Here is a 21,933-nt window from a genome sequence, read left to right as displayed (position 1 = left end):
GTCCGTGCCGCAGACGTCGTTGCCTTCGAAGTCGTCGTCGCCGTCGAAAGAGACTCCATGAAGCCGCTGGTCGCCATTGTCGGTCGCCCCAACGTGGGCAAGAGCACGCTGTTCAACCGCCTGGTGGGCCGGCGCATCGCGCTCGTCGAGGACCAGCCCGGCGTCACCCGCGACCGGCACTACGCCGACGCGGAGTGGGAGGGCCGCGCCTTCACCCTCATCGACACGGGCGGCTTCGTCCCCGGTGAGAAGGACACGCTGCTCAAGCAGGTGCGCGAGCAGGCGCAGTTCGCCGTGGAGGAGTGCGACGTCATCATCTTCGTGGTGGACGCCCGCGCGGGCATGACGACCGCGGACGAGGCCGTCGCCAACTACCTGCGCAAGGCGGGCAAGCCCGTCGTCGTGGCGGCCAACAAGCTGGACAACGAGTCCGGGCAGATGCAGTCGCTGGCCGGCGAATTCTTCCGCCTGGGCCTGGGCGACGTGAACGCCATGTCCGCCGAGCACAACCTGGGCATGGGCAGCCTGATGGACTCCGTGGTGTCCAAGCTCCCGGAGAAGCAGGAGGGCGAGGACTCCGAGGCGCCGCCGGACGACGGGAAGATCCGCGTGGCCATCATCGGCCGGCCCAACGTGGGCAAGAGCACGCTGGTCAACGCCATCCTCAAGGAGAAGCGCGTCGTCACCAGCGACGTCGCCGGCACCACGCGCGACCCCATCGACTCGGAGGTCACGTACAAGGGCAACCCGCTCATCCTCACGGACACCGCGGGCATCCGGCGCAAGAAGACCATCGCGCACCAGGTGGAGCAGTACTCCGTCATCGCGGCGCTGAAGGTCCTGGAGCGCAGCGACGTGGCGGTGCTGCTGATGGACGCCACCGAGCCCGCGGTGGATCAGGACGCGAAGCTCGCGGGCCTTTCCATGGACCGGGGCCGCGCGCTGGTCATCGTGGTGAACAAGTGGGACCTCATCGCGGAGGACAAGCGCCGCCAGGAGGCCTTCCGCGAGGACCTCAAGATCGCCCTCAAGTTCGTGGGCTACGCGCCGGTCATCTTCACGTCCGCCCTGCACGGCTCCAAGGTGGAGAAGGTCGTGGACGTGGCGGTGGAGCTGGCCAAGCAGTTCCGCTTCCGGGCGCCCACCCCCCAGCTCAACAAGCTGCTGGACTACATGGTGGACAACAACCCGGCGCCCATCGTGAAGAGCAAGCCGCTGCGCCTGTACTACATCGCCCAGGTGGCGGCGGCCCCGCCGACCTTCACCCTCACCTGCAACGAACCGCAGGGCGTGCCGGACATGTACAAGCGGTACATCACCAACCAGATCCGCAAGACGTTCGATTTGCGGGTCCCCATCCGCCTGCTCTTCCGCGAGCGGCCAGGCAAGGCCAAGCGCGAAGCCCGCAAGAACCCGCACCTGGCGGGGAAGGGCGGCAAGGGTGGGAAGCGCGCGGGGCGTGACTGACCGCGCTCGCGCGTTGACACTCCCAGCGGGCGCTCTTTACAGTGCGCCGCTTTCCCAGCAGAGCGAAGAGCACCGTCGAGCCGGAGAGAGGTCCCTTCATCGTGGCCCAGCAGAAGACCGAGAAGATTCGCCAGCAGGAGCTTCGTCAGCCGGACGCCTTCCAGAAGGTGGGCGCGGACGCGCGGGACTGGCTGATGCAGCGCCAGAAGTTCCTCGCCATCGGCGCGGGCGTGCTGGTGCTGGGCGCGGTGGGCGTGGGCATCGCCAGTGAAGTGTCCAAGCGCGGCGAGGAGCAGGCCGCCATGGCCCTGGGCCAGGCCCTCACCGTCCTGGAGCGCCCCGTGACGGGCGTGGACCCGGTGGACCCCTCCGCCTCGGAGCCCCCGTTCCCCACGGTGCAGGCCCGCGACGAGGAGGTCGTGAAGCAGCTTGCCGCCTTCCGCAAGGAGCACGGCGGCACCCGCTCGGCGACCACGGCCGCCCTGCCGCAGGCCAAGGCCGAGTTCCGGCTGGGCAAGAACGACGACGCCCTGGCGTCCCTGGACGTCTTCCTCAAGGGCGCCCCGGAGAACGACGCCCTGCGCGCGAGCGCGCTGGAGGGCCAGGGCTACGCCTACGAGGCCAAGGGCGACTACGCCCAGGCCATCACCTCCTTCGAGGCGATGGAGAAGGCGGACACCGGCGAGTACCTGGTCGGCATGGGCGCGTACCACAAGGCGCGCATGCTCATCCTCCAGGGCAAGAAGGACGAGGCCGCGCAGGTGCTGTCCAAGATCCCCACGGACCACCCGAACAGCGCCGCGGCCCGTCAGGCCACCGAGCGCATGGCGGTGCTGGCCGCGGAGGGCGTGAAGGTGCCCACGCCGGCGCCGCCCGCCGCGACGGACACGGACGCGGGGCAGCCGTAGCGCGCTCATGACCATGCGGCTTGCTCGGTGGAAGCGGTGGGTGGGAATGGCGGCCGGGGCAGGGCTCCTGGCCGGGTGCGCGACGGCGCCGCTGTACGGCAACCCGGAGCTGCCCGCGGCGCCCCGTCAGCCGCCGGTGGATTACTTCCGGGTGGACTGGTGGACGGGGCTCGTCGACAAGGTCCCGCTGCTGGAGTACTCGCCGCGCGAGCCCGCCTCCCCGGTGTACGACCCGGAGAGCCGGAACGTCATCGTGCAGACGCGCGACGGCTACGTCCGCGCGGTGGGGCCGGACGGGAAGGTGTCCTGGTCCCTGCGCACCGGAGCCCGGGCGCTCGCGGGCGGCCTGGTCAGCGAGGGCGTCGTCTACGTGCCGGGCGGTGACGGCGTGCTGTACGCGCTGGACGGACGCACCGGCGCGGTGAAGTGGAAGTACGCCACCAACGAGTCCCTGGCCACGGTGCCGGTGCTCGCGGACGGCCTGGTGCTGGTGTCCACGGACACCGACACGGTGTTCGCGGTGAAGGCCACGGACGGCACGTGGGTGTGGCAGTACCGGCGTGACCCGCCGTCCGGCTTCACCATCCGGGGCGCCTCCGCGCCGAGGGTGGACCAGGACACCGCGTACGTCGGCTTCTCCGACGGCTTCCTCGTCGCCCTCAAGGTGGAGGACGGCGCCGTCGTCTGGGAGAAGTCCCTGTCGGGCGCGGGCACGGAGTTCCTGGACGTGGACACCACGCCCGCCATCGACTCGGCGGGGCGGCTGTATGTCGCGTCGTACAAGAACGGCCTGTACGCCCTGGAGGCGGACTCCGGCGCCGTCATCTGGAACACCAGCGTGGGCGGCCTGACGTCGCTGTTGTCGCGCGGCGAGGTGCTGTTCGCCACCGGTGACGGCCGCGTGGACGCCTACCTGGGGGAGACGGGGAAGCTCATCTGGTCGCTCCCCCTCAAGGACAGGACGGCGCTCGCTCCGGTGTTGGCCCGGGGGATGCTCCTGGTGCCCAACGAGCGTGCGTTGCTGTTCGTGGACCCGACGACGGGCAGGTCGCGCATGGCGTGGAACCCGGGCGTGGGCATCACCGCGCCGCCGTTCGTGGTGGGCTCGAGGGTGTACGTGCTGTCCAACAACGCGTACCTGTACGCGCTGGACCTGAACGACGTGAAGAAGGGGCCGCGCGGGTGACGCGCGCCGTGCCCCGGACGGTTCGGGTGGTGGCCGCGCTGATTCCCCGGCCCGGTCCGGAAGACGGCGGGCCGCGGTACCTGGTCCAGCAGCGCCTCCCCGGTGGGAGCCGCGCGCTCCTCTGGGAGTTCCCCGGCGGCAAGGTGGAGGCGGGCGAGACGGACGAAGCCGCCCTCGCGCGCGAGTGCCGCGAGGAGCTGGACGTGGAGCTGTCGGTGGGCCGCCGCCTGTGGGAGGGCCGGCACACGTACCCGGACCTCACGGTGGAGCTGGTGCTGTTCGCGGCCACGCTGGTGTCCGGTGAGCCCAAGCCGCTGGGCGCGCACCAGCTCGCGTTCCACACGCCCACGGAGATGCAGGCGCTGCCGTTCTGCGAGGCGGACGTGCCGCTCCTGGACGACCTGCTGGCGGGAAGGCTGGGTGCGCTCGATTGATGCTGCTGCACACGTTCCAGCTCATCCCCGGCGTGGGGCCGTGGCGCGAGAAGGACCTGTGGTCCAAGGGCATCCGGACCTGGGATGACTTCCCGGACGGCGGCATCGTCATCAGCCGCAAGGCGGACACGGTGGCCCGCGAGCGCATCGCGGAGGCGCGGGCGGCGCTGGCCCGGCGCGACTTGAAGGACCTGGCGCGCATGGTGCCGCCGCGCGAGCACTGGCGCCTGTTCCCGGAGTTCCAGGACGACGCCGTCTACTTCGACATCGAGACGGACGGCAGCAAGACGCAGGTGCCCACGGTGGTGAGCCTGTTCGACGCCGCGGGGCTGCGCGTCTTCATCCAGGGCCGGAACATGGACGCGCTGCCGGAGGCCCTGGGGAAGCGGCGGCTGTGGGTGACGTTCAACGGCTCGTGCTTCGACGTGCCGGTGCTGAGGGACTACTTCGGCGAGAAGAACTTCCCGGTGCCGGAGGCGCACATCGACCTGCGCTTCGTCACGCGGCGGCTGGGGATGGGCGGCGGGCTGAAGGAGATCGAGGACAAGCTGGGCGTGGGCCGGCCGCCGCACCTGAAGGGCGTCAACGGCTACGACGCCGTGCTGCTGTGGCGCGCGTACCTGCGGCGCGGCGACGTGGAGGCCCTGCGCTACCTGGTCGAGTACAACCTCTATGACTCGTTCCAGCTCCGGTCGCTGATGGACCTCACGTACAACAAGGGCGCGGACGACCTGAACCTGGACGTCCCCCGGCTGAAGGTCTTCGAGCGCGGGGACCTGCTGTACGACGTGAGCCGGCTGCTCCTGGAGCTGGGCCCCACCGAGCGCGACGTGGACACGCTCGCGCGCGTGCGGGCCATGGAGCAGGATTCCTGAGCGGCCAGGTCGTGCCTTGGATTGGCCGGCCGAGGCCCGGCACGCCGTGGGGCATTCCCAGCCGCCGCGTGGCGCTCACCCGCGTCACGACGCTGCCGGTGACGGACGCGGAGTGGGCGGGCGACGGCTTCGTGCTGCCTCCCACGGGCTCGGGCTCGAGCGCCGCGGTGGGGCTGGCCTTGGGGACGCGGCGCCTGGCCGTGCTCGAGGCGCGGGAGTCCTGGCCTCCGGGGCGCGCGCTGGAGCTGCCTCGGGCCACGGGGCTCGTGGCGCTGCATCCGTCGCTCCGGTGCGCGGCGGTGCTGGGGCCTGGGCGCATCGAGGTGGTGGGCCGGGCGCCGGAGGGCGGTCCGGTGGAGACGCCCGCGCGGGCCTGGACGCGGCACACGCAGGCCCTGGGGTTCGACGTCACCGGCGAGGGCCTCTGGGCAAGCGGTCTCCAGGACGGCCGGGCGGCGGTGCGCGTCCTGGATGCCCGAACGTTATCGGACGTGGCGGGGACGGAGGCGGGGCTCCAACTCGACACGCCGGCGCTGGGCGAGGACGACCTGGACGGGCTGCACGAATGGATGCCGCATCCGCGCCTGCCGGTGATGGGCGTGTCGGTGAGCCTGGGCCAGGAGGGCACGTGGCTCACGTTCGTGGAGCGTGGGGACACGGGGCTCGTGCGTGGCGCGGCGGTGGCTTCGGTGGAGGCGCCGTTCTATCCGGCGGGGTTCCTTCCGGACGGCTCGGGCTTCATCGGCGTGGGCGGCACCTGGGTGCGGCGCTGGACGTACCCGGAGGCCACGCTGGCGGCGGAGTTCCTGCTGCCGGAACAGGGCACGCTCGCCACGGGGTACACCGGCCTGGTGATGGCGCACGCAGTGCTGGTGGCGGTGGAGGACCTGTTGGAGGCGGGGGAGTGGTACCTGCTTCAACTGGACCCGCTCACGTTGCGGCCCGTGTGCGCGTGGGAGCTGCCGCTGTCCACGGAGGCTGTCACGTCGGTGCACCTGCTGCCTGGCGGCTTCCTCCTGTCGCCGGAGGATGGCCAGCTCTGGCGCCTGCCGGACGAGGTCCTCTCCGAGCGGTGAACACAGACGGCGTGGATTGTTCACGCGCGCGTGGAATGGCTCGGAGGCCTGTCTGTAAGGTCCGGGACCATGAGTGATCCGAATTTCGTGAACCCGGCCCCTGGAGGAAACCCACCGCCGCCGGAGGCCGAGCCGCCGAAGGCTCCGTCGCGGGGCAAGGTCCTGGGCATCCTGGTCGCGCTGATGGTCGTGGGGGTGGTGGGTTCGTACTTCGGCTTGAGGCGCCAGTCGGAGGCGCCGCCGGTGGTGACGGCGCCGCCCGTGGTGGACGCGGGCGTGGCGGAGGTGCCCGCGGAGGTGTCGCTGCCGGAGAGCGACGGACGCATCCGCGACCTGGTGGGCAAGCTGTCGGTGGACCCGGAGCTGGCGAAGTGGCTCCAGGAGCGCGACCTGGCGCGCCGGTTCACCGCGTCCGTGAGCAACATCGCCGACGGTGAGAGCCCCCGGGCGTCGCTGTCGTTCATGGCGCCCGTGGGGGCGTTCCAGGTGGGCGCGGCCGGGGCGAACGGGCGCTCGGAGATCGCGCCGCAGAGCTACGCGCGCTACGACCTGGTGGCCCGGGTGCTGGGGTCGCTGGACGCGTCCGGCGCGGCGATGATGTACCGGGAGCTGAAGCCGCTCATCGACCAGGCGTACCGGGAGATCGCGCCGCCGGACCAGGGCTTCGAGACGGCGTTCGGCCGGGCCATCCAGCACCTGCTGGCGGTGCCGGTGCCGAAGGGGCCGGTGGAGGTGGAGCCCAAGGGCGCGCTGTATGTCTATGCGTCGCCGGAGCTGGAGGGGCTGAGCAAGGCCCAGAAGCACCTGTTGCGGATGGGCCCGGGGAACATGCGGCTCATCCAGGCGAAGCTGCGGGAGCTGCGCACGGCGCTGAACCTGCCGACCCCGGCGCCGGCCACGCCCGAGCCGTTGCCGGATCAGGCGCCGGGGCAGTCAGAAACCCAGGAATGACGGCTACTTGGACCGCTTCTTGCCGCCCTTGGCGGGCGGCGGAGGCGGCTTGGGCTTTTCCTTGTCGCCGATGATCTGGAACGAGGCCCGGAGGTCCTCGACGTCGCGGCCGCGCGAGTCCTGGAACGACGATCCGGTCTGCGAGTCGACGACCAGGGTGTACGAGTAGCCGGTCTTGAGGGGCTGCGGCAGGTGGATGCGGTACACGAGGCCGTCATCGGCCTCGGACACGGAGTCGTCGGAGACCATGGCCCGGTCGGCTTCGTCCATGAGCCGGACGCGGTAGTTCTTGAGGCCCAGGGTGCTGCGCAGCTCCAGGTCGGAGGTGGGCTCCACGAGCGGTTTTTCCTCCAGGGCCAGGGGGATGAGCGCGGAGCCGCCATCCGGCGCCTGGTACTGGAGCGTGAAGGCCACGGCCTCGGGGCCCGAGTCCGGGGCCGCCGTGGCGCCGGTGACGCCGCCATCCACGGGGGCCTGGGACGTCTTTTCGGGACAGCCCGTGAGCAGGGCCGCGGTGAGGCCGCACAGCGCGGCGAGTCCGGTTCGTCGGAAGAGGCGCATGGGGCGGCAAGGTACGTTCCGGACCCGGACTCGGGAAGCACGAGATTCCACGGCGTGGCGGCCGGAGGTTGGTGGCCGACGGGCCGGGGATGGGCCGGTTGCGCGGACGTCCAGGGAGGACTTGGGTGGCCGGGGAAGCGCCTGGAATCCTTGGGGAACCCCTGGTCGAAGCGTCTGATAAGAAGCGTTATGTAAACTGAGCCTCTGGGGTCCTGGGTGGGGTTCATCGAGGCCCATCCCCTCCCTGGCGCCGTGGCACCATCCGCCGCGATTCCGTCGGTTCCGGTTCATCACGAGGCTCCCGCGGCGCATGGACTCAACGCATTCCCACGACGTTGCCCGGGGCTCGCTTGGTGAGATCGCGCGGGTCTTCCTCCGGCTGGGGCTGACGGCGTTCGGGGGCCCTGCTGCCCACATCGCCATGATGGAAGACGAGGTCGTCCGGCGCCGCCGCTGGCTGCCCCGTGAAGAGTTCCTCGACCTGCTGGGCGCCACGAACCTCATCCCCGGTCCCAACTCCACCGAACTGGCCATCCACCTGGGCCACCGGCGTGCGGGCTGGCCAGGGCTCATCGTCGCCGGCGTGTGCTTCATCGTCCCGGCGATGCTCCTGACGCTCGCGGCGGCATGGGCCTACGTGCGTTTTGGCACCCTGCCGCAAGTCGACGCCCTGTTGTACGGCGTGAAGCCCGTCATCCTGGCCGTGGTCCTCCAGGCCCTTTGGGGACTCGGCAAGACGGCCCTGACGACGCGCCCCCGGGTCGCCGTGGCCATTGCCGCGACCGTGGCGAGCGCCCTTGGCGCCAACGAGCTGCTCATCCTGGCCCTGGCCGGTGGCGCCCTGGCGGCCTGGACCCATTTTCGGGCGTCCCCCGCGTCCAGGTCGACGGTCGCGCTGACGCCGTTCGCCCTCCACGGTGTCACGGCCATGGCTGCCACGGCCGCCGTGCCGTTCAGCCTTGGCGGCCTCTTCCTGTTCTTCCTCAAGGTCGGCAGCGTCCTGTTCGGCAGCGGCTACGTCCTGCTGGCCTTCCTCCGGGCGGACCTCGTGGAACGCTGGGGCTGGCTCACCGAGGCCCAGCTCCTGGACGCGGTGGCCGTGGGCCAGTTCACGCCGGGCCCGGTCTTCACCACCGCGACCTTCATCGGCTACCTGGTGGGTGGAACCCCCGGCGCCGGTCTCGCGACGCTGGGCATCTTCCTGCCCGCCTTCGTCTTCGTGGCGCTCAGCGGCCCTCTGATTCCCAGGCTTCGCCGGTCGCGGACCGCGGGCGCGGTGCTCGACGGCGTCAACGCGGCCTCGCTGGCGCTCATGGCCGTGGTGACCTGGCAACTGGGACGCGCGGCCCTGGTGGATGGCTGGACGGTGGCCCTGGCCGTGGCCGGAGCCGCGTTGCTGCTCCGCTGGCGGGTCAACTCGGCCTGGCTGGTGCTGGGCGGTGCTGTCGCCGGGCTGTTGCGGTCCTTGTTGTGAAGCGATGGCCCAACCGGCGCCGTTTTTCCTGCTAAGAATTGGGCCCTCCGGATGTTTGCCTTTCCCATTCCTGATGGAAGGGCATCCACCTGGGGGTCGCAGTGCACACGAACGGAGCAAACATGCCCAAGCTGATGAAGTCTCTGCTGGCTGTTTCGGCGGTCCTCACCCTCGCACCCACCGCGGCCCTGGCCCTGCCGCCGCAGTGCGATGACATCTGTTGGGACAAGACCTGCGATTACCCGTGTGCCTTCCACAACCGGTGGGCCACGTGCGCGGACTGGAACATCGTCGAGTGCGCCTCGGGTGTCTTCGCCCCCACCGAGCCTTCGGCGTCGGTGATGCCGGGCGAAGCACTCCAGGCTGATGACGTCCCGCAGGTGTGCAGCGAAGAGCATCCGGAGGCCAGCGCGGAAAGCTGAATCGCGGACCGGGCGTCGGCTGGGGGCCCGGGCTGAACGAGGCCCTCAGTCCTCCCACACGCCCGGGGCGCTCCGGAGGGCTTCCGAGAGTGACTCCCGAGCCCTCCGGAGGGCCGCGTCTGCGCGCCGGGTGGCGGCGGACAGCAGCCATACCGGTGGGCCGCCCGGGAGCTTCTCCTCCAGCACCAGTCGCGGGTCCCCCTCGGCGAGCAGCGCCGGGAGCACGCTCCGCCCCAGGCCCGCGACGCAAGCGTCCCTGATGCCGAGCAGCGTGTCGCACTCCACGAGGGCCTCCGCGTCCTCGGGGACCGCCTTCCACCAGCGCATGGAGGATCGGGTGCGCAGGTTCTCGGATGGCAGGACCCAGGCCGCCGGGGCCGGCCTGGCGGCCCGCGCCCGGAATACTCCGAGCCGCAGCCTCCCGAGTTGCTGGCCCCGCAGCGCCCCGCCCGGCGTGTGACTCGGACGCAAGGCCAGGTCCGTCACCCCGGGCTCCAGCGCCAGCTCGCTCTCGGAGATGCGCACCTGGACCCGCTGTGTGAAGCCGCACGTGCGCAGCGCGCCGAACAGCAGGGATGCCAGCACTTCGTTCGTGGTGATGACGATCTGGCCTGCGCGCGCCCGGCGCTGCTCCTCGATGAGTCCCCCCACATCCACGGCAAGGGGGCGCATGCGGCCCGCGCGCTCGGCGATGGCGAGCCCGAGCGGTGTCGGGCGCAGCGTCGCCCCACGCAGGAAGAGCGGCACCCCGAGCGCGCGCTCGAGGGCGTCCACACGCCGCGAGATGGACGAGTGGCGCAGCGAGAGCTCGCGCGCCGCGCCCACGACGCTCCCCGTGCGCACCAGCGCCTCCACGGTCTGCAGGTCGTCCCAGGCGATGTGCATGAACGCACATGCTGTGCGCGTCTACGCGAGTCGTCAACGCAGGGGGCTGGGGCTATCTCTCCGGGCGTGGCAACGACCGTCACCAGGAGCTGGCCATGAAGCCCCCCAGAAACGAGAACGAGACGCCCTCTGACGCGCAGGCGCTGTGTGATCCCGAGACCGGGGCATGCGCGCTCCCCGGCGCGGCCCCGAAGAGGGCCGGGCCGAACGCGGAGGGGCCCGTGGGAGAGGTGATCTATGTGGGGGACCCGATGTGCTCCTGGTGCTGGGGAGGCTCGCCCGGCTTTCTCCAACTGGAGGCGGAGGCAAACCGCAGGGGCATCCCCTTCCGCGTCCTGGTGGGCGGGCTCCGTGCGGGAGGCGGGGATCCCTGGAACGAGCGGTTCAAGGGCTTCCTGCGCCACCATTGGGAAGAGGTTGCCGCGCGCACTGGCCAGCCGTTCTCCACCCGGTTCCTCGACCGGGCGGCGTTCAACTACGATACGGAGCCTGCGTGCCGCGCGTTCCTCGTCATGCGCGAGATGCTCGCGGAGTTACCGGGACCCGAGACGCGAGTGTACGAGGTGTTTGCCGCCATCCAGCGGAAGTTCTACGCCCAGGCGGAGGACCCGACCGTGGCGCCCTTCTACGAAAGCATCTGCGCCGCGCACGGCCTCGACTTCAGGGCGTTCCTGAACCGGTTCGACCACGCGGACGCGAAGCGGGCGACGGCGAACGAGTTCCAGGCGGTCAGGGCCCTGGGCGTGAGCGGGTTTCCCACCGTGCTCTACCGTGGCGGCGCCGGCCTCGAAGTGCTCGCGAGCGGCTTCGCGACCGGACCGCGCATGGTCGAAGCGCTCGCTCGGGCGACGAAACGGTCCGAGGCGTGAAGCTCAGTCGCCGCGCCTGGCTGCTCCCCTTCTCCGAAGCCGCGACATTGCCGGTCACGAAGCTGCCCTGGCTGCGTTGAGGGCGACCCAACAGGGTGGATCCGCACTGCTTGGTGAGGGGACATGTCTCACGGTGTTTCACCGGGTCATGTAAAATCCTGAAAACGGCCTAGCTCCGCTAAACGCCTGATTCTCTTAGGACGGGCGTGGCGCCGGTTGGAGGATTCTTGCTGCCCCCCGTCCACCAGCTCGTCGAGCGACGAGCGACCGAACTTTCCTCCCAGATCGCCGTCGCCTCCCGGGCCCGCTCTCTCACCCATGCCGCGCTGAATGCCCAGGCGAACCGCCTGGCCCATGCGCTGATCGCCCGGGGCGCCGGACCGGATGTCCTCGTCGGCGTCTGCCTTCCGCGAAGCGCGGAGCTGGTCGCGTCCGTCCTGGGCGTCCTCAAGGCCGGAGCGGCCTGGCTTCCCCTGGACCCGTCCTCCCCTCCTGAACGCCTGCGCTACGTGGCCGTTTCCGCGGGGGCCCGGTTCGTCATCGGCACGGGGCCGGTCGTGGAGCGGCTCGCGGCGGACGGCCTCCAGGTCCTGGCTCCCGAGGCCCTGGCGCTCCAGGCGTTCCCGGACGTGAACCCGGGCGTCACCGTTCAGCCGGATCACCTCGCGTACGTGATCCACACCTCGGGCTCCACCGGGTTGCCCAAGGGCGTGATGATCAGCCACCGGGCGCTGTCCGCCTTCACCGGGTACCACCTCGGCGCGTCCGGCCTGTCGCCCGCGGATCGCATTGGCGTGGTGGCCTCGGCCAGCTTCGACGCGTTCGTCATGACGCTCCTGCCGTCACTGGCCGCGGGGGCTCGGCTGGAGCTGCCGCCCGACGAGGAGACCCGCCTGTCGCCCCAGAGGCTGCAGGACTGGCTCCTGGCGCGGGACATCACCTGCGTCTTCCTGCCCACGCCGCTGGCCGAGCGCGTCCTCCCACTGTCCTGGCCCGAGTCCTGTGCCCTGCGCCTGATCCTCACCGGCGGCGACCGGCTGCACCTGCACCCCGGGCCCGGGCTGCCGTTCCAACTCGTGAACGGCTACGGCCCCGCCGAGTGCACCATCTACAGCACGTCCGGTGTCGTCCCTCCCGGTGACGCATCGGCCGTTGAACGGCTGCCGTCCATCGGCCGGCCCATCGGCGGCGTGGAGGTGCACGTCCTCGGTCCGGATCTGACACCCATGGCGGATGGCGAGACCGGGGAGCTGTTCATCGGCGGCCCCGGATTGGCTCGCGGTTACGTGGGCACGCCGGACCTGACCGCGGACCGCTTCATTCCGGATCCCTTCTCCCGGTTTGGCGGCGAACGGCTGTATCGCACGGGGGACCTGGGCCGCCGGTTGCCAGATGGCTCGCTGGAGTTCCATGGCCGCTCCGACCGGCAGGTGAAGGTCCGAGGCATCCGCATCGAGCCCGCGGAGATCACCGCCGCGCTGCTGACCCATCCGCACGTCGGGGCCGCGCACGTCCTGGCGCGGAGCACCGATGGGACCGAAGGCCAGGACGTCTTCTTCGTGGCGTGGTTCGCGCCCAAGGACGCTCGGGCCGTCCCCGGAACGGAGCAGCTCCGCGAGCACCTCCGGGCCTGGCTCCCCGAGGCCATGCTCCCCCGGACCTTCATCGTCGTGGACGCCCTACCCCTGGGCCCCACCGGCAAGGTCGACCTCCAGGCGCTTCCCTCGCCTGACGCCCACGCGACTCGGAGCAGCGCCTACGTCGCGCCCCGCTCGGAGCTGGAGCATGGACTCGTGCAGGTGTGGCAGGAGGAGCTGCGCCTGGAGCGGATCGGCATCGAGGACGACTTCTTCGAACTCGGTGGCCACTCGCTGCTGGCCACGCGGATCACCGCGCGAGTCGCGGAGGTGCTGGGGCTCCCGCTGTCGCTGACGGAGCTCTTCGCGCACCGCCGGGTCTCCCAGGTGGCGAACCTGCTGGAGCCGCGCCGGGCCGCTCCCGCGAAGGACGCATTGCCGCCCGTGGTCCGCGTCGCGGACCCTGAACGGGCACCGCTGTCCGTGCAGCAGGAGCAGGTCTGGTTCCTCCAGAAGCTGTCCCCCGGCAGCATCTCCTACCAGGCGCAGACGACGCTCCGCGTGTTGGGTGGGCTGGACCTGGCGGTGCTCGAACGCGCGCTGACGGAGATCACCCGGCGCCACGAGCTGCTGCGGACGACCTACGAGGAGATCGACGGCCGGCCGTGGCAGCGCGTCCTCCCTGTGACTCCAGTGCAGGTCCCGCTGATCGACCTGTCCGGACTGCCCTCGGCCGAGCGGGAACACCGGCGTGAAGAGGCCCTGCGCCAGGAGCTGCGGCGACCCCTGTCCCTCTTCGAGCCGCCGCTCGCGCGCTGGACCGTCGTCCGGCTGGCTCCGGATGATCACGAGCTGGTCCTCGTGGAGCACCACGTCGTCCACGACGGCGTGTCCTTCTCCGTGCTGATGCGGGAGCTGGACGCGCTCTACAACGCGTATCTGCGCGGAGAGCCCTCGCCGCTCCCGGAGCTCCCGGTGCAGTACCGCGACTTCGCGGCGTGGCAGCGCGAGGCGCTCGAGGGTCCGGCCATGAAGGCCCAGCTCGACTTCTGGCGGAAGCGGCTGGCGGGGGCTCCGGAGGTCCTGCCGCTGCGCACCGACCATCCGCGCCCCCGCGTGCAGACCTTCAACGGCGACCTGCTCCGGTTGGAGCTGCCGCCCGCCCTGCCCGGCGCCCTGCGCGCGTTCTGCCAGCGGGAGGGCGTGACGCTCTTCAACGCCCTCTTCGCCGCCTTCGCCACGCTGCTGCATCGCTATACCGGCGAGCAGGACCTGTGCATCGGTTCGGCGTTCGCGGCCCGGGCGGGTGTCCGGAACATCGAGAACGTCGTCGGCATGTTCGTCAACGCCGTGGTCCTCCGGTGTGACGTCTCCGGTGCGCCGTCGTTCCGCGAGCTGGTCCGTCAGGTGCGGGACCTCACCGTGGCGGCGGCCGAGCATCAGACGTATCCGTTCCTCAAGCTGATCGAAGCCCTGGGCGTGAAGCGCGACCCCAGCCGCAATCCGCTCGTGCAGGCCATGTTCAGCTTTCACGACTCCGCCGTCCGGAGCCCCCGGCTGGGGGATGCGTCGTGCACCATCTTCGAGCGGGGCAACGGTTCGTCGAAGGTCGACCTGGACGTCGTCGCCATTCCGCACGCGGGCCGGCACCTGGGCGACAAGGAGCGCGGTGACGCGCGCATCTCGCTCATCTGGGAGTTCAACCGGGACCTGTTCGACCGCTCGACCATGGAGCGGATGGCCGCGCACTTCCTCCGGTTGCTCGAGGCCGCGGTGGCCAGCCCCGGGATGCCGGTGTCACGACTGCCGATGCTCTCGGACGCGGAGCGACAGGGGCTCCTGGCGAACGGCTCCGCGAAGCCCGTCAGCGCGGATCCGCCCGTGCCTCAGCAGGTCCTGGCGCAGGCCTCGCGGACCCCTGACGCCGTGGCCGTGCGCGATGAGGCAGGCACCCTCACCTACGCGGAGTGCGTCCGGCGCGCGACGCTGCTCGCGGAGCATCTGCATGCGCGAGGCGCGAGCGCCGAGGCGATCATTGGCGTCTGCGCGCCTCGCGGCGCCGACCTGGTGACAGCCGAGCTGGGCGTGATGCTGACCGGTGCGGCCTTCCTGCCCCTGGATCCGGAGCATCCCGCCGAGCGGATCGCGCTCATCCTCGGTGACGCTGGCGTGCGCCAGGTGGTCACCACGGGGCCGCTCGCGGAGCGACTCCCCGCCACGGTGGAGCGCGTGCGCATCGAGTCCTTCCATGGCCCCGGCACGCCCCGGGGAGGTCTGCCCGCGGAGGTGAGGCCCGGACAGCGGGCGTACGTCATGTACACCTCGGGCTCCACGGGCGTGCCCAAGGGCGTGGTGGTGGAGCACGGCGCACTGGCCCAGCTTGTCGGGTGGCACCGCCGCGCGTTCGGACTGACGGCGAACAGCCGCACCACGCTGCTCTACTCGCCCGCGTTCGATCCGTCCGTCGCGGAGCTGTGGCCTGCCCTCACCGCGGGCGCGACGTTGCATGTCCCCGGACAGGACGTGCGCCTGTCCCCGGAGCGGCTCCAGGCGTGGCTCCTCTCCGAGCGGATCACCTTCACGGACCTGCCCACCGCCCTGGCGGAGCGGCTCCTGGCCCTGCCATGGCCGGCGTCGTGCGAACTGCGCACGGTGCTCGCGGGAGGTGATCGGCTCCACGCGCGTCCCGTGCCCGGGTTGCCGTGGCGGCTGTTCAATCAGTACGGCCCCACCGAGACGACCGTGACGGCCACCTCCTGCGAGGTGCTGCTCGAGGAGCCCGGCGGGTCTCTGCCCGCGATCGGCCAGCCCATCGACGGGACCACGGCCTACGTCCTGGACGCGGAGCTGCAACCTGTCCCCACGGGCGTCATGGGAGAGCTCTTCATCGGCGGGGCCGGTGTGGCGCGCGGCTACCTGAACCGGCCGGACCTCACCGCCGCGAGCTTCCTCCCCGACCCCTACGCGGCACACCCGGGCGCGCGCATGTACCGCACGGGCGACCGGGTCCTGCTCCGTCCGGACGGGAGGCTCGAGTTCCTGGGGCGCATGGACGCGCAGCTCAAGATCCGGGGCTTCCGCGTGGAGCCCGCGGAGGTCGCGGTCCGCCTGCGCACGCATCCGGGGCTCGCGCAGGCGCACGTCCGCGCGTGGAGCCCTCCCGGTGGCGCACCCCAACTGGTCGGCTACCTGGTGCCCCACGCGGGTCAGCCCCTGCCCACACCGGCGCGGCTGCGTGAGCACCTGTCGCGCGAGCTGCCGGCGTACATGATCCCTGCCGCCTACGTGGAGCTGAAGGCGCTGCCCCTCACCCACGGCGGCAAGGTGGATGAACGGGCGCTGCCCGAACCCACGCCCGGCACCCAGGCGCCTCGGGTCCCGCTCGCGAACGAGTACGAACGGCGGATCGCCGGCATCTGGTGCGAGACGCTGCGCCTGGAGCACGTGGGCGCGGAGGACAACTTCTTCGACCTCGGGGGCCACTCGCTGCTGCTGGCCCAGGTGCAGTACCTGCTGAAGCACCGCATGGGCCATGACGTGCCCATGGTGACGCTGTTCGAGTTCCCCACCGTCCGCGCGCTCGCGGGTCACCTCCAGGGCCGCGACGATGGCGGAGAGGCCGAGGCCGCGCAGGCGCAGCGCCAGGAGCAACGGCGCAGTGGACGTGCGCGCCTGCTGGGCCGTCAGGGCCGGCTGTCGTCGGACCGCTCGCGGGAGGAAGTGGAGTGAGCGCGTCCCTCGATGCGATGGAGGATGAGGACCGCTCGGCGCACCTCGCGGTGGTGGGGCTTGCGTGCAGACTTCCCGGTGCGGCCAACGCGGCGGAGTTCTGGTCCAACCTGGCCGGCGGCGTCGAGTCCATCACCTTCTTCGGTCCGGACGGTCAGCACTGCGCCGAACCCCCCACCGAGCGCGCCGTGGGCGAGGCGGTGCCCGCGTTCGGTCTGGTCACGGACGCGGACCGGTTCGACGCGGAGGCCTTCGGCGTCTCACCGCAGGAAGCGCTGATGCTGGATCCGCAGCACCGGGTGTTCCTCGAGTGCGCGCGGGAGGCGCTGGAGGACGCGGGGTATGATCCGGCCCGCTACCGGGGCGCCATTGGCGTCTACGCGGGCGGCAGCGAGACGGACTACCTGTCCGCGCTGCGGGCCCGGAGGGACCTGCTGGCGGGCGCCAGTGACTGGCAGCTCCGGCTGGCCACGGGCGTGGACTTCCTCACCAGCCGCGTGGCCTACAAGCTGGGCCTGCGCGGGCCGGCCGTCACGGTGCAGACCGCGTGCTCCACGTCCCTGGTCGCGATCCACCTGGCCGCGCAGGCGCTGCTCGCGGGGGACTGCGACCTCGCGTTGGCGGGAGGCGCGTCAGTGCATGTTCCGCCCCGGTTCGGCCACTTCAGCGAGGGCGGGCCGCTGTCCCCGGACGGCCGCTGCCGCGCGTTCGACGCCCGGGCTCAGGGCACGGTGGGCAGCAACGGCGCGGGGATCGTGGTGCTCAAGCGGCTCGCGGATGCGCTGGAGGATGGGGACACCATCCGCGCCGTCCTCCGGGGCACCGCCGTCAACAACGACGCCGCCGGGAAGATCGGCTTCACCGCGCCGAGCGTGGAGGGCCAGTCCCGCGTCATCGAGACCGCCCTGCATGCCGCGGGCGTGGACCCCGCGAGCATCAGCTACCTGGAGGCGCATGGCACCGGCACGCGGCTGGGAGATCCCATCGAGGTCGCCGCGCTGACGAAGGCCTTCGGCGCACGCGAGCCCCGGTCCTGCTGGCTGGGCTCGGTGAAGACGAACATCGGCCACACGGACGCGGCTGCGGGCGTGGCGGGCTTCATCAAGGCGGTCCTCGCGCTGGAGCACGGGAAGCTGCCACCGAGCCTGAACTTCGACCGGCCCAACCCGGAGATCGACTTCGAGCACGGCCCCTTCCGCGTGAACACGGAGCTGCGGGACTGGGACACCGGCGGCCACCCGCGAAGGGCCGGCGTCAGCTCGCTGGGCATCGGCGGAACCAACGCGCACGCCGTGCTGGAAGAGGCACCCACCCTGCCCGCCCCCGAGCGGTCGCGCACGCCGCAGCTCCTGGTGCTGTCGGCCCACGGTCCCGCTTCTCTGACCCGTGCCGTGGAGCGGCTCGGAGGTCACCTGCGCGCGCATCCGGAGGTGGAGCTGGGGGACGTCGCCTGGACGCTCCAGATGGGACGCACCGCGCACAAGCACCGGACGTTCGCGGTGGGCCAGGACACCTCGGAGGTCCTTCGCGCCCTGTCGGAACAGGACGGCACCCCGAACGCCGAGGCCCGTGAGCGCCAGGTGGTGTTCATGTTCCCTGGCCACGGCGGGCAGCACGTGGGCATGGGGCGGGAGCTGTACGGTTCCCAGCCCGCGTTCCGCGAGGCCGTGGACGCATGCCGTGCGCACCTGACGCCGCTCCTCGGGTTCGACCTGGGGACGGTGCTGCATCCGGAGCCCACGGATGCCGCCGCGTTGGAACAGGCGTCCGCCCGGATGGGCGAGTTCGTCACCGGTCAGCTCTCCGTGTTCGTCATCGAGTACGCGGTGGCGCGGCTGTGGAAGCGCTGGGGTGTGCAGCCCGCGGCGGTCGTGGGGCACAGCCTGGGGGCCTATGCGGCGGCCACGGTGGCCGGGGTGTTCCGTCTGGAGGACGCGCTGCGGTTGGTCCTGGAGCGCTCGCGCATCCTCGCGAGCCTGCCCGCGGGGGCCATGCTGGCCGTGCCGTTGCCCGAGTCGGAGCTGGCGCCCCTGCTGCACGGAGGACTCGCGCTGGCGGCCGTGAACGGGCCCGCGCAGTGCGCGGTTTCGGGCCCGGTGGCGGAGATCGAAGCGCTTCAGGCGCGGCTGACGGCGCGCGGTGTGGAGTCCAGGCTGCTGCGCATTCCGGGCGCGGGGCATTCGCCGCTCGTCGAGCCGTCACTGGCCGAGTTCACCGCCTGCGTTCAGCGCGTCGAACGGCGTCCTCCCCAGCTCCCGTGGATCTCCGACCGGACGGGTGTGGCGGTCACCGCGGAGGAGGCCGTGGACCCGGCCTACTGGGCCGCGCACCTGCGTCACACCGTGCGCTTTGGCGACGCGCTGGACACGTTGTTCGCGGGTCCGCCCGCCGTGTTCCTGGAGATCGGACCCGGACGAACCCTGGCGACGCTGGCGCGCCAGAACCCGGGCTCGGGGCCGCACCTCACGGTGGCCACCCTCCCCCATCCCTCGGACAACACATCCGATGCGGTCAGCGCGCTCACCGCCGCGGGGCGCCTGTGGAGCGCGGGCGTCGCGATCTCCTGGCAGGGACTTCATGGGGGCGCTCCTCGTCGCCGGGTGCCTCTGCCCACCTATCCGTTCGAACGTCAGCGCTACCTCGTCGAAGCGCCCACCACCATTGCGACCGGGGTGAGCCCGGCCATCCACTCCACGGTGGCACCTCCGCCCGACACTGGAGCCCTGGAGGTGCCGGAGCTGCCAGAGGACGAGCTCGGGCGCCGTGTCGCCATCGCGTTCGCGGAGGTCCTGGGGCTGGCGCGGGTCGGGCTCCACGACAACTTCTTCGCGCTGGGTGGCGACTCGTTGATGGCGGCGCAGGTCATCGCGCGGCTGCGCCCGCATGTCGCCGCGCCCCTCAAGGTGAAGGCCCTCTTCCGCGCGCCCACCGTGGCGCGTCTGACCCGCTTCATCGCGGAGTCGTCCCCGGCATGACCTCGACCTCTCCGTGGCTCGCCTGCCGCATCCGGCGTCCGGAAGCCACCGTGCGCCTCTACTGCTTCCCGCACAGCGGCGGCTCCGTGGGCGAGTACGTCCGCTGGGCGGACCTGCTCCCGGACATCGAGGTCTGGGGCGTTCAGTTGCCCGGCCGTGGGGCTCGGGCGGAGGAAGCGCCGTTCACCCGGCTGGACGAACTGGTGGACGCGCTGGTGCATGCCGTGGACTTCGGATCCTCCTTCGCGTTCTTCGGGCACAGCCTGGGCGCGTTCGTGGCCTTCGAGACGGCCCGTCGTCTGCGAGACCTGGGCCGCGCGCTTCCCGCGGCGCTGTTCCTCTCCGCGGCCCCAGCCCCACAGCTCCCTCCGCGAGGCATCCCCGCGAGCCACCTGGACGAGGCCGGACTCCTCGCCGCCCTGGAGCCCACCTACGGCGAGCTGATCCACGAGCTGCGCGAGGACGAAGAGCTGCGCGAGCTCATCCTCCCCGGGCTGCGAGCCGACCTGCTGCTCGTGGAGTCCCACCGGCACGAGGCCCGCGCCCCGCTCCCCTGCGTGATGACCGTGACGGGCGGAACCCAGGACGACCTGAGCCGCGCCGAGCTGGAGCCGTGGAGCCTCCACACCTCCGGGCCCTTCGCGCTCCACCTGCTGCCCGGTGGGCACTTCTACCTTCGGGACCCTGAACCGAAGTCCACCCTCCTGGGCCTCATCGCGGAGCCCCTCTCCCAAAGGACGCCGAACCCATGAGCCACGAGCCACTGCACCCCGCCACCCGCAGCCGCGAGGGCTTCCTGGGCCAGCTCTTCGCTGGGAAGCTCCGGTGGGATCTCGTCCGCGCATTCCCCGACCAGGACGCCGAGGAGCGCCGGCAGGGCGACGCCGTCATCGCGGAGGTGGAGCAGTTCCTCCGCGAGCACGTGGATCCGGACGAGATCGAACGCACGGGCCGCATTCCGCCGGAGCTGCGTGAGGCCCTGCGTTCACGCGGCTACTACAAGCTCCCGGTGGATCGCGAGCTGGGCGGCCGGGGGCTCTCCATGCTGAACACCTTCCGGGTCATCGAGGCCGTGATGAGCGTGTGCCTGCCGGTGGGCTACACGCTGGCCATCCACAGTGGCCTGGGAGCGGGCGCCATCATCGAGGCCGTGCAGGACGGTCCCCTCAAGGACTACGTCCGGGGCCGCGTCGCCGACGGGGTCATCTCCGGCTGGGCCGACACCGAGCCCATCGGCGCCTCCGTGCGGCGAGCGTCCACCACCGCCGTGCCCACGGAGGACGGAGCGGCCTATGTGCTCAACGGGGAGAAGGTCTTCATCGGCAACGGGTCCATCGCGGATCTGCTGAACGTCACCGCGACGCTCCAGGAGGACGGCCGGGAGCAGATCAGCCTCTTCTTCGTGGAGACCACCAGCCCCGGCTTCCACGTCCGGGCCGAGCACAGCCTGATGGGCCTGCGAGGACTGCCCATCGCCGCGCTGAGCTTCGACAACGTGCGAGTGCCGAAGGAGCGGATGCTCGCGATGTCGCAGGAGCACTGGCGGAACACGCCGCTGCTGGAGCCGCTCAGCGCCCTGGGCCGCATGTACATCATCGTGGCCGCGTCGCTGGCGCTCTCCAAGAAGTGCCTCGAGTGGTCGCGGGGGTTCCTCCACCGGCGGCTCGCGCAGGGGCGCAGGCTCGGTGACTTCGACGAGATCCAGCGGCAGGTGTCCGCCACGGCGGCGGAGGTCTTCGCCATGGAGAGCGTGGCCCGCTGGAGCCTCACGGGCGTGACGGCGGACACGCTGCCCCTGCGCTGGTTCGAACAGGTGGCGGCCAAGAACATCGCGTCGCTGAGCTGCGCGCGGATCACGGACCGGACGATGTCGCTGCTCGCCGCCGAAGGCTACGAGACGTCCGAGAGCAAGGCCGCTCGTGGAGCCACGCCCGTTCCCCTGGAGCGCACGCTGCGCGATGCCCGTGCGTTCCGGGTCGCGGGAGGCGTGGACTTCCTGGTGGATCACAAGGCCGCGCGAGAAGGCCTGTTCTCCCTCTACTACCCGTCGGCCTCGCACGCGGCGGAGCTGGAGTCGCCCCCGGTCCCGATGCCCGTGGAGGAGCACCTGTCCCCGCGCAACCGCGACCACCTCCAGCACACGGCCCGGGAGGTGCATCGGCTCGCGAAGCGAAGTCTGGACCTGTCGCGACGCTACCCTGACGTGGGAGTCCTGCACGCGAAGCAGCGGACGCTCATCCTGATGAACCAGCTCTGCAACGAGCTGTTCACGATGTCCGTCACGCTGGCCCTCGCGTCGGCCCTGGCTTCACGCAGCCAACCTCAAGCCGACGCACTGGCGGACATCTACTGCACCGCCGCGCGCTACCGCCTGGAGGATCTCTGGCGCCAGGCCGACGCCGAAGCGGAGCCGGACTTCGCGAGCGTGAGCGGACGCTGGCTGTCCGGGGACACGCTCGACTTCCTGCTGAGCGACGTCCTCATCCCAAAGTGAGCCCCATGGCGCGCTGCGCAAACAGCCGCCATGTCGCCCTCAGTGGAGGA

General features: G+C 71.3%; 16 protein-coding genes. 14 read left to right on the top strand and 2 right to left on the bottom strand.

The annotated features are described in order from the left end of the window. Window positions 1-57 precede the first annotated feature (57 nt). From der to K8612_RS20310, 7 genes are all read left to right on the top strand, one after another. Window positions 58-1,467 carry a ribosome biogenesis GTPase Der gene (der, locus tag K8612_RS20340; RefSeq protein WP_223738357.1) on the top strand — a complete coding sequence of 470 codons (1,410 nt, stop codon included), beginning with the start codon at window positions 58-60 and terminating at the stop codon, window positions 1,465-1,467. 98 nt (window positions 1,468-1,565) lie between these two features. Further along, window positions 1,566-2,375, top strand: a complete 810-nt coding sequence (locus K8612_RS20335) for a tol-pal system YbgF family protein (protein ID WP_373692121.1) — start codon at window positions 1,566-1,568, stop codon at window positions 2,373-2,375. A gap of 46 nt (window positions 2,376-2,421) precedes the next feature. Next, window positions 2,422-3,561: a PQQ-binding-like beta-propeller repeat protein gene (locus K8612_RS20330; RefSeq protein ID WP_223738359.1), complete on the top strand. Its 1,140-nt coding sequence runs from the start codon at window positions 2,422-2,424 to the stop codon at window positions 3,559-3,561. Window positions 3,562-3,569: 8 nt separating this feature from the next. Continuing rightward, window positions 3,570-3,995, top strand: a complete 426-nt coding sequence (locus K8612_RS20325; protein WP_370639874.1) for a (deoxy)nucleoside triphosphate pyrophosphohydrolase — start codon at window positions 3,570-3,572, stop codon at window positions 3,993-3,995. Then, window positions 3,995-4,870 (top strand): ribonuclease H-like domain-containing protein, encoded by an 876-nt coding sequence (locus K8612_RS20320; protein WP_223763603.1) that lies wholly within the window; start codon window positions 3,995-3,997, stop codon window positions 4,868-4,870. Before K8612_RS20325 ends, K8612_RS20320 begins: the two co-directional genes overlap by 1 nt. A gap of 11 nt (window positions 4,871-4,881) precedes the next feature. Further along, a complete protein-coding gene (locus K8612_RS20315) occupies window positions 4,882-5,946 on the top strand; it encodes a hypothetical protein (RefSeq protein WP_223738361.1) in 1,065 nt (354 codons plus the stop codon). Window positions 5,947-6,015: 69 nt separating this feature from the next. After that, window positions 6,016-6,897 (top strand): DUF3014 domain-containing protein, encoded by an 882-nt coding sequence (locus K8612_RS20310; RefSeq protein WP_223763504.1) that lies wholly within the window; start codon window positions 6,016-6,018, stop codon window positions 6,895-6,897. A gap of 3 nt (window positions 6,898-6,900) precedes the next feature. Here the strand turns inward: K8612_RS20310 and K8612_RS20305 are convergent, their stop codons facing one another. Then, a complete protein-coding gene (locus K8612_RS20305) occupies window positions 6,901-7,458 on the bottom strand; it encodes a hypothetical protein (protein WP_223763503.1) in 558 nt (185 codons plus the stop codon). A 310-nt stretch (window positions 7,459-7,768) separates the two neighbouring features. Here K8612_RS20305 and chrA point away from each other — a divergent pair, with 310 nt between their 5' ends. Next, the gene (gene chrA, locus K8612_RS20300; protein WP_223763502.1) at window positions 7,769-8,932 is read left to right on the top strand and encodes a chromate efflux transporter; all 1,164 of its coding nucleotides are present in this window, start codon (window positions 7,769-7,771) and stop codon (window positions 8,930-8,932) included. 122 nt (window positions 8,933-9,054) lie between these two features. Continuing rightward, the gene (locus K8612_RS20295; protein ID WP_223763501.1) at window positions 9,055-9,354 is read left to right on the top strand and encodes a hypothetical protein; all 300 of its coding nucleotides are present in this window, start codon (window positions 9,055-9,057) and stop codon (window positions 9,352-9,354) included. Window positions 9,355-9,399: 45 nt separating this feature from the next. On the opposite strand, the gene K8612_RS20290 is transcribed toward K8612_RS20295, so the two are convergent. Then, a complete protein-coding gene (locus K8612_RS20290; protein WP_223763500.1) occupies window positions 9,400-10,239 on the bottom strand; it encodes a LysR family transcriptional regulator in 840 nt (279 codons plus the stop codon). A gap of 95 nt (window positions 10,240-10,334) precedes the next feature. On the opposite strand from K8612_RS20290, the gene K8612_RS20285 reads away from it, so the two are divergent. The 5 genes from K8612_RS20285 to K8612_RS20265 all read left to right on the top strand — a co-directional run bounded on the left by K8612_RS20285 (window position 10,335) and on the right by K8612_RS20265 (window position 21,883). Then, window positions 10,335-11,108 (top strand): DsbA family protein, encoded by a 774-nt coding sequence (locus K8612_RS20285; protein ID WP_223763499.1) that lies wholly within the window; start codon window positions 10,335-10,337, stop codon window positions 11,106-11,108. 227 nt (window positions 11,109-11,335) lie between these two features. Continuing rightward, window positions 11,336-16,414: a non-ribosomal peptide synthetase gene (locus K8612_RS20280; RefSeq protein WP_223763498.1), complete on the top strand. Its 5,079-nt coding sequence runs from the start codon at window positions 11,336-11,338 to the stop codon at window positions 16,412-16,414. Further along, on the top strand, window positions 16,411-19,389 hold the full coding sequence (locus K8612_RS20275; protein ID WP_223763497.1) for a type I polyketide synthase: 2,979 nt from the start codon (window positions 16,411-16,413) through the stop codon (window positions 19,387-19,389). The genes K8612_RS20280 and K8612_RS20275 overlap by 4 nt, the downstream gene beginning before the upstream one ends. Beyond that, window positions 19,386-20,141 (top strand): thioesterase II family protein, encoded by a 756-nt coding sequence (locus K8612_RS20270; RefSeq protein ID WP_223763496.1) that lies wholly within the window; start codon window positions 19,386-19,388, stop codon window positions 20,139-20,141. Before K8612_RS20275 ends, K8612_RS20270 begins: the two co-directional genes overlap by 4 nt. Further along, window positions 20,138-21,883: an acyl-CoA dehydrogenase family protein gene (locus K8612_RS20265; protein WP_223763495.1), complete on the top strand. Its 1,746-nt coding sequence runs from the start codon at window positions 20,138-20,140 to the stop codon at window positions 21,881-21,883. Before K8612_RS20270 ends, K8612_RS20265 begins: the two co-directional genes overlap by 4 nt. Window positions 21,884-21,933 lie beyond the last annotated feature (50 nt).

It is taken from the genome of Corallococcus sp. AS-1-6, assembly GCF_020037015.1.
GTDB lineage: Bacteria > Myxococcota > Myxococcia > Myxococcales > Myxococcaceae > Corallococcus.
Note: the sequence above shows the minus strand (reverse complement) of the source record. Positions and strands in the feature narration are given on the sequence as shown.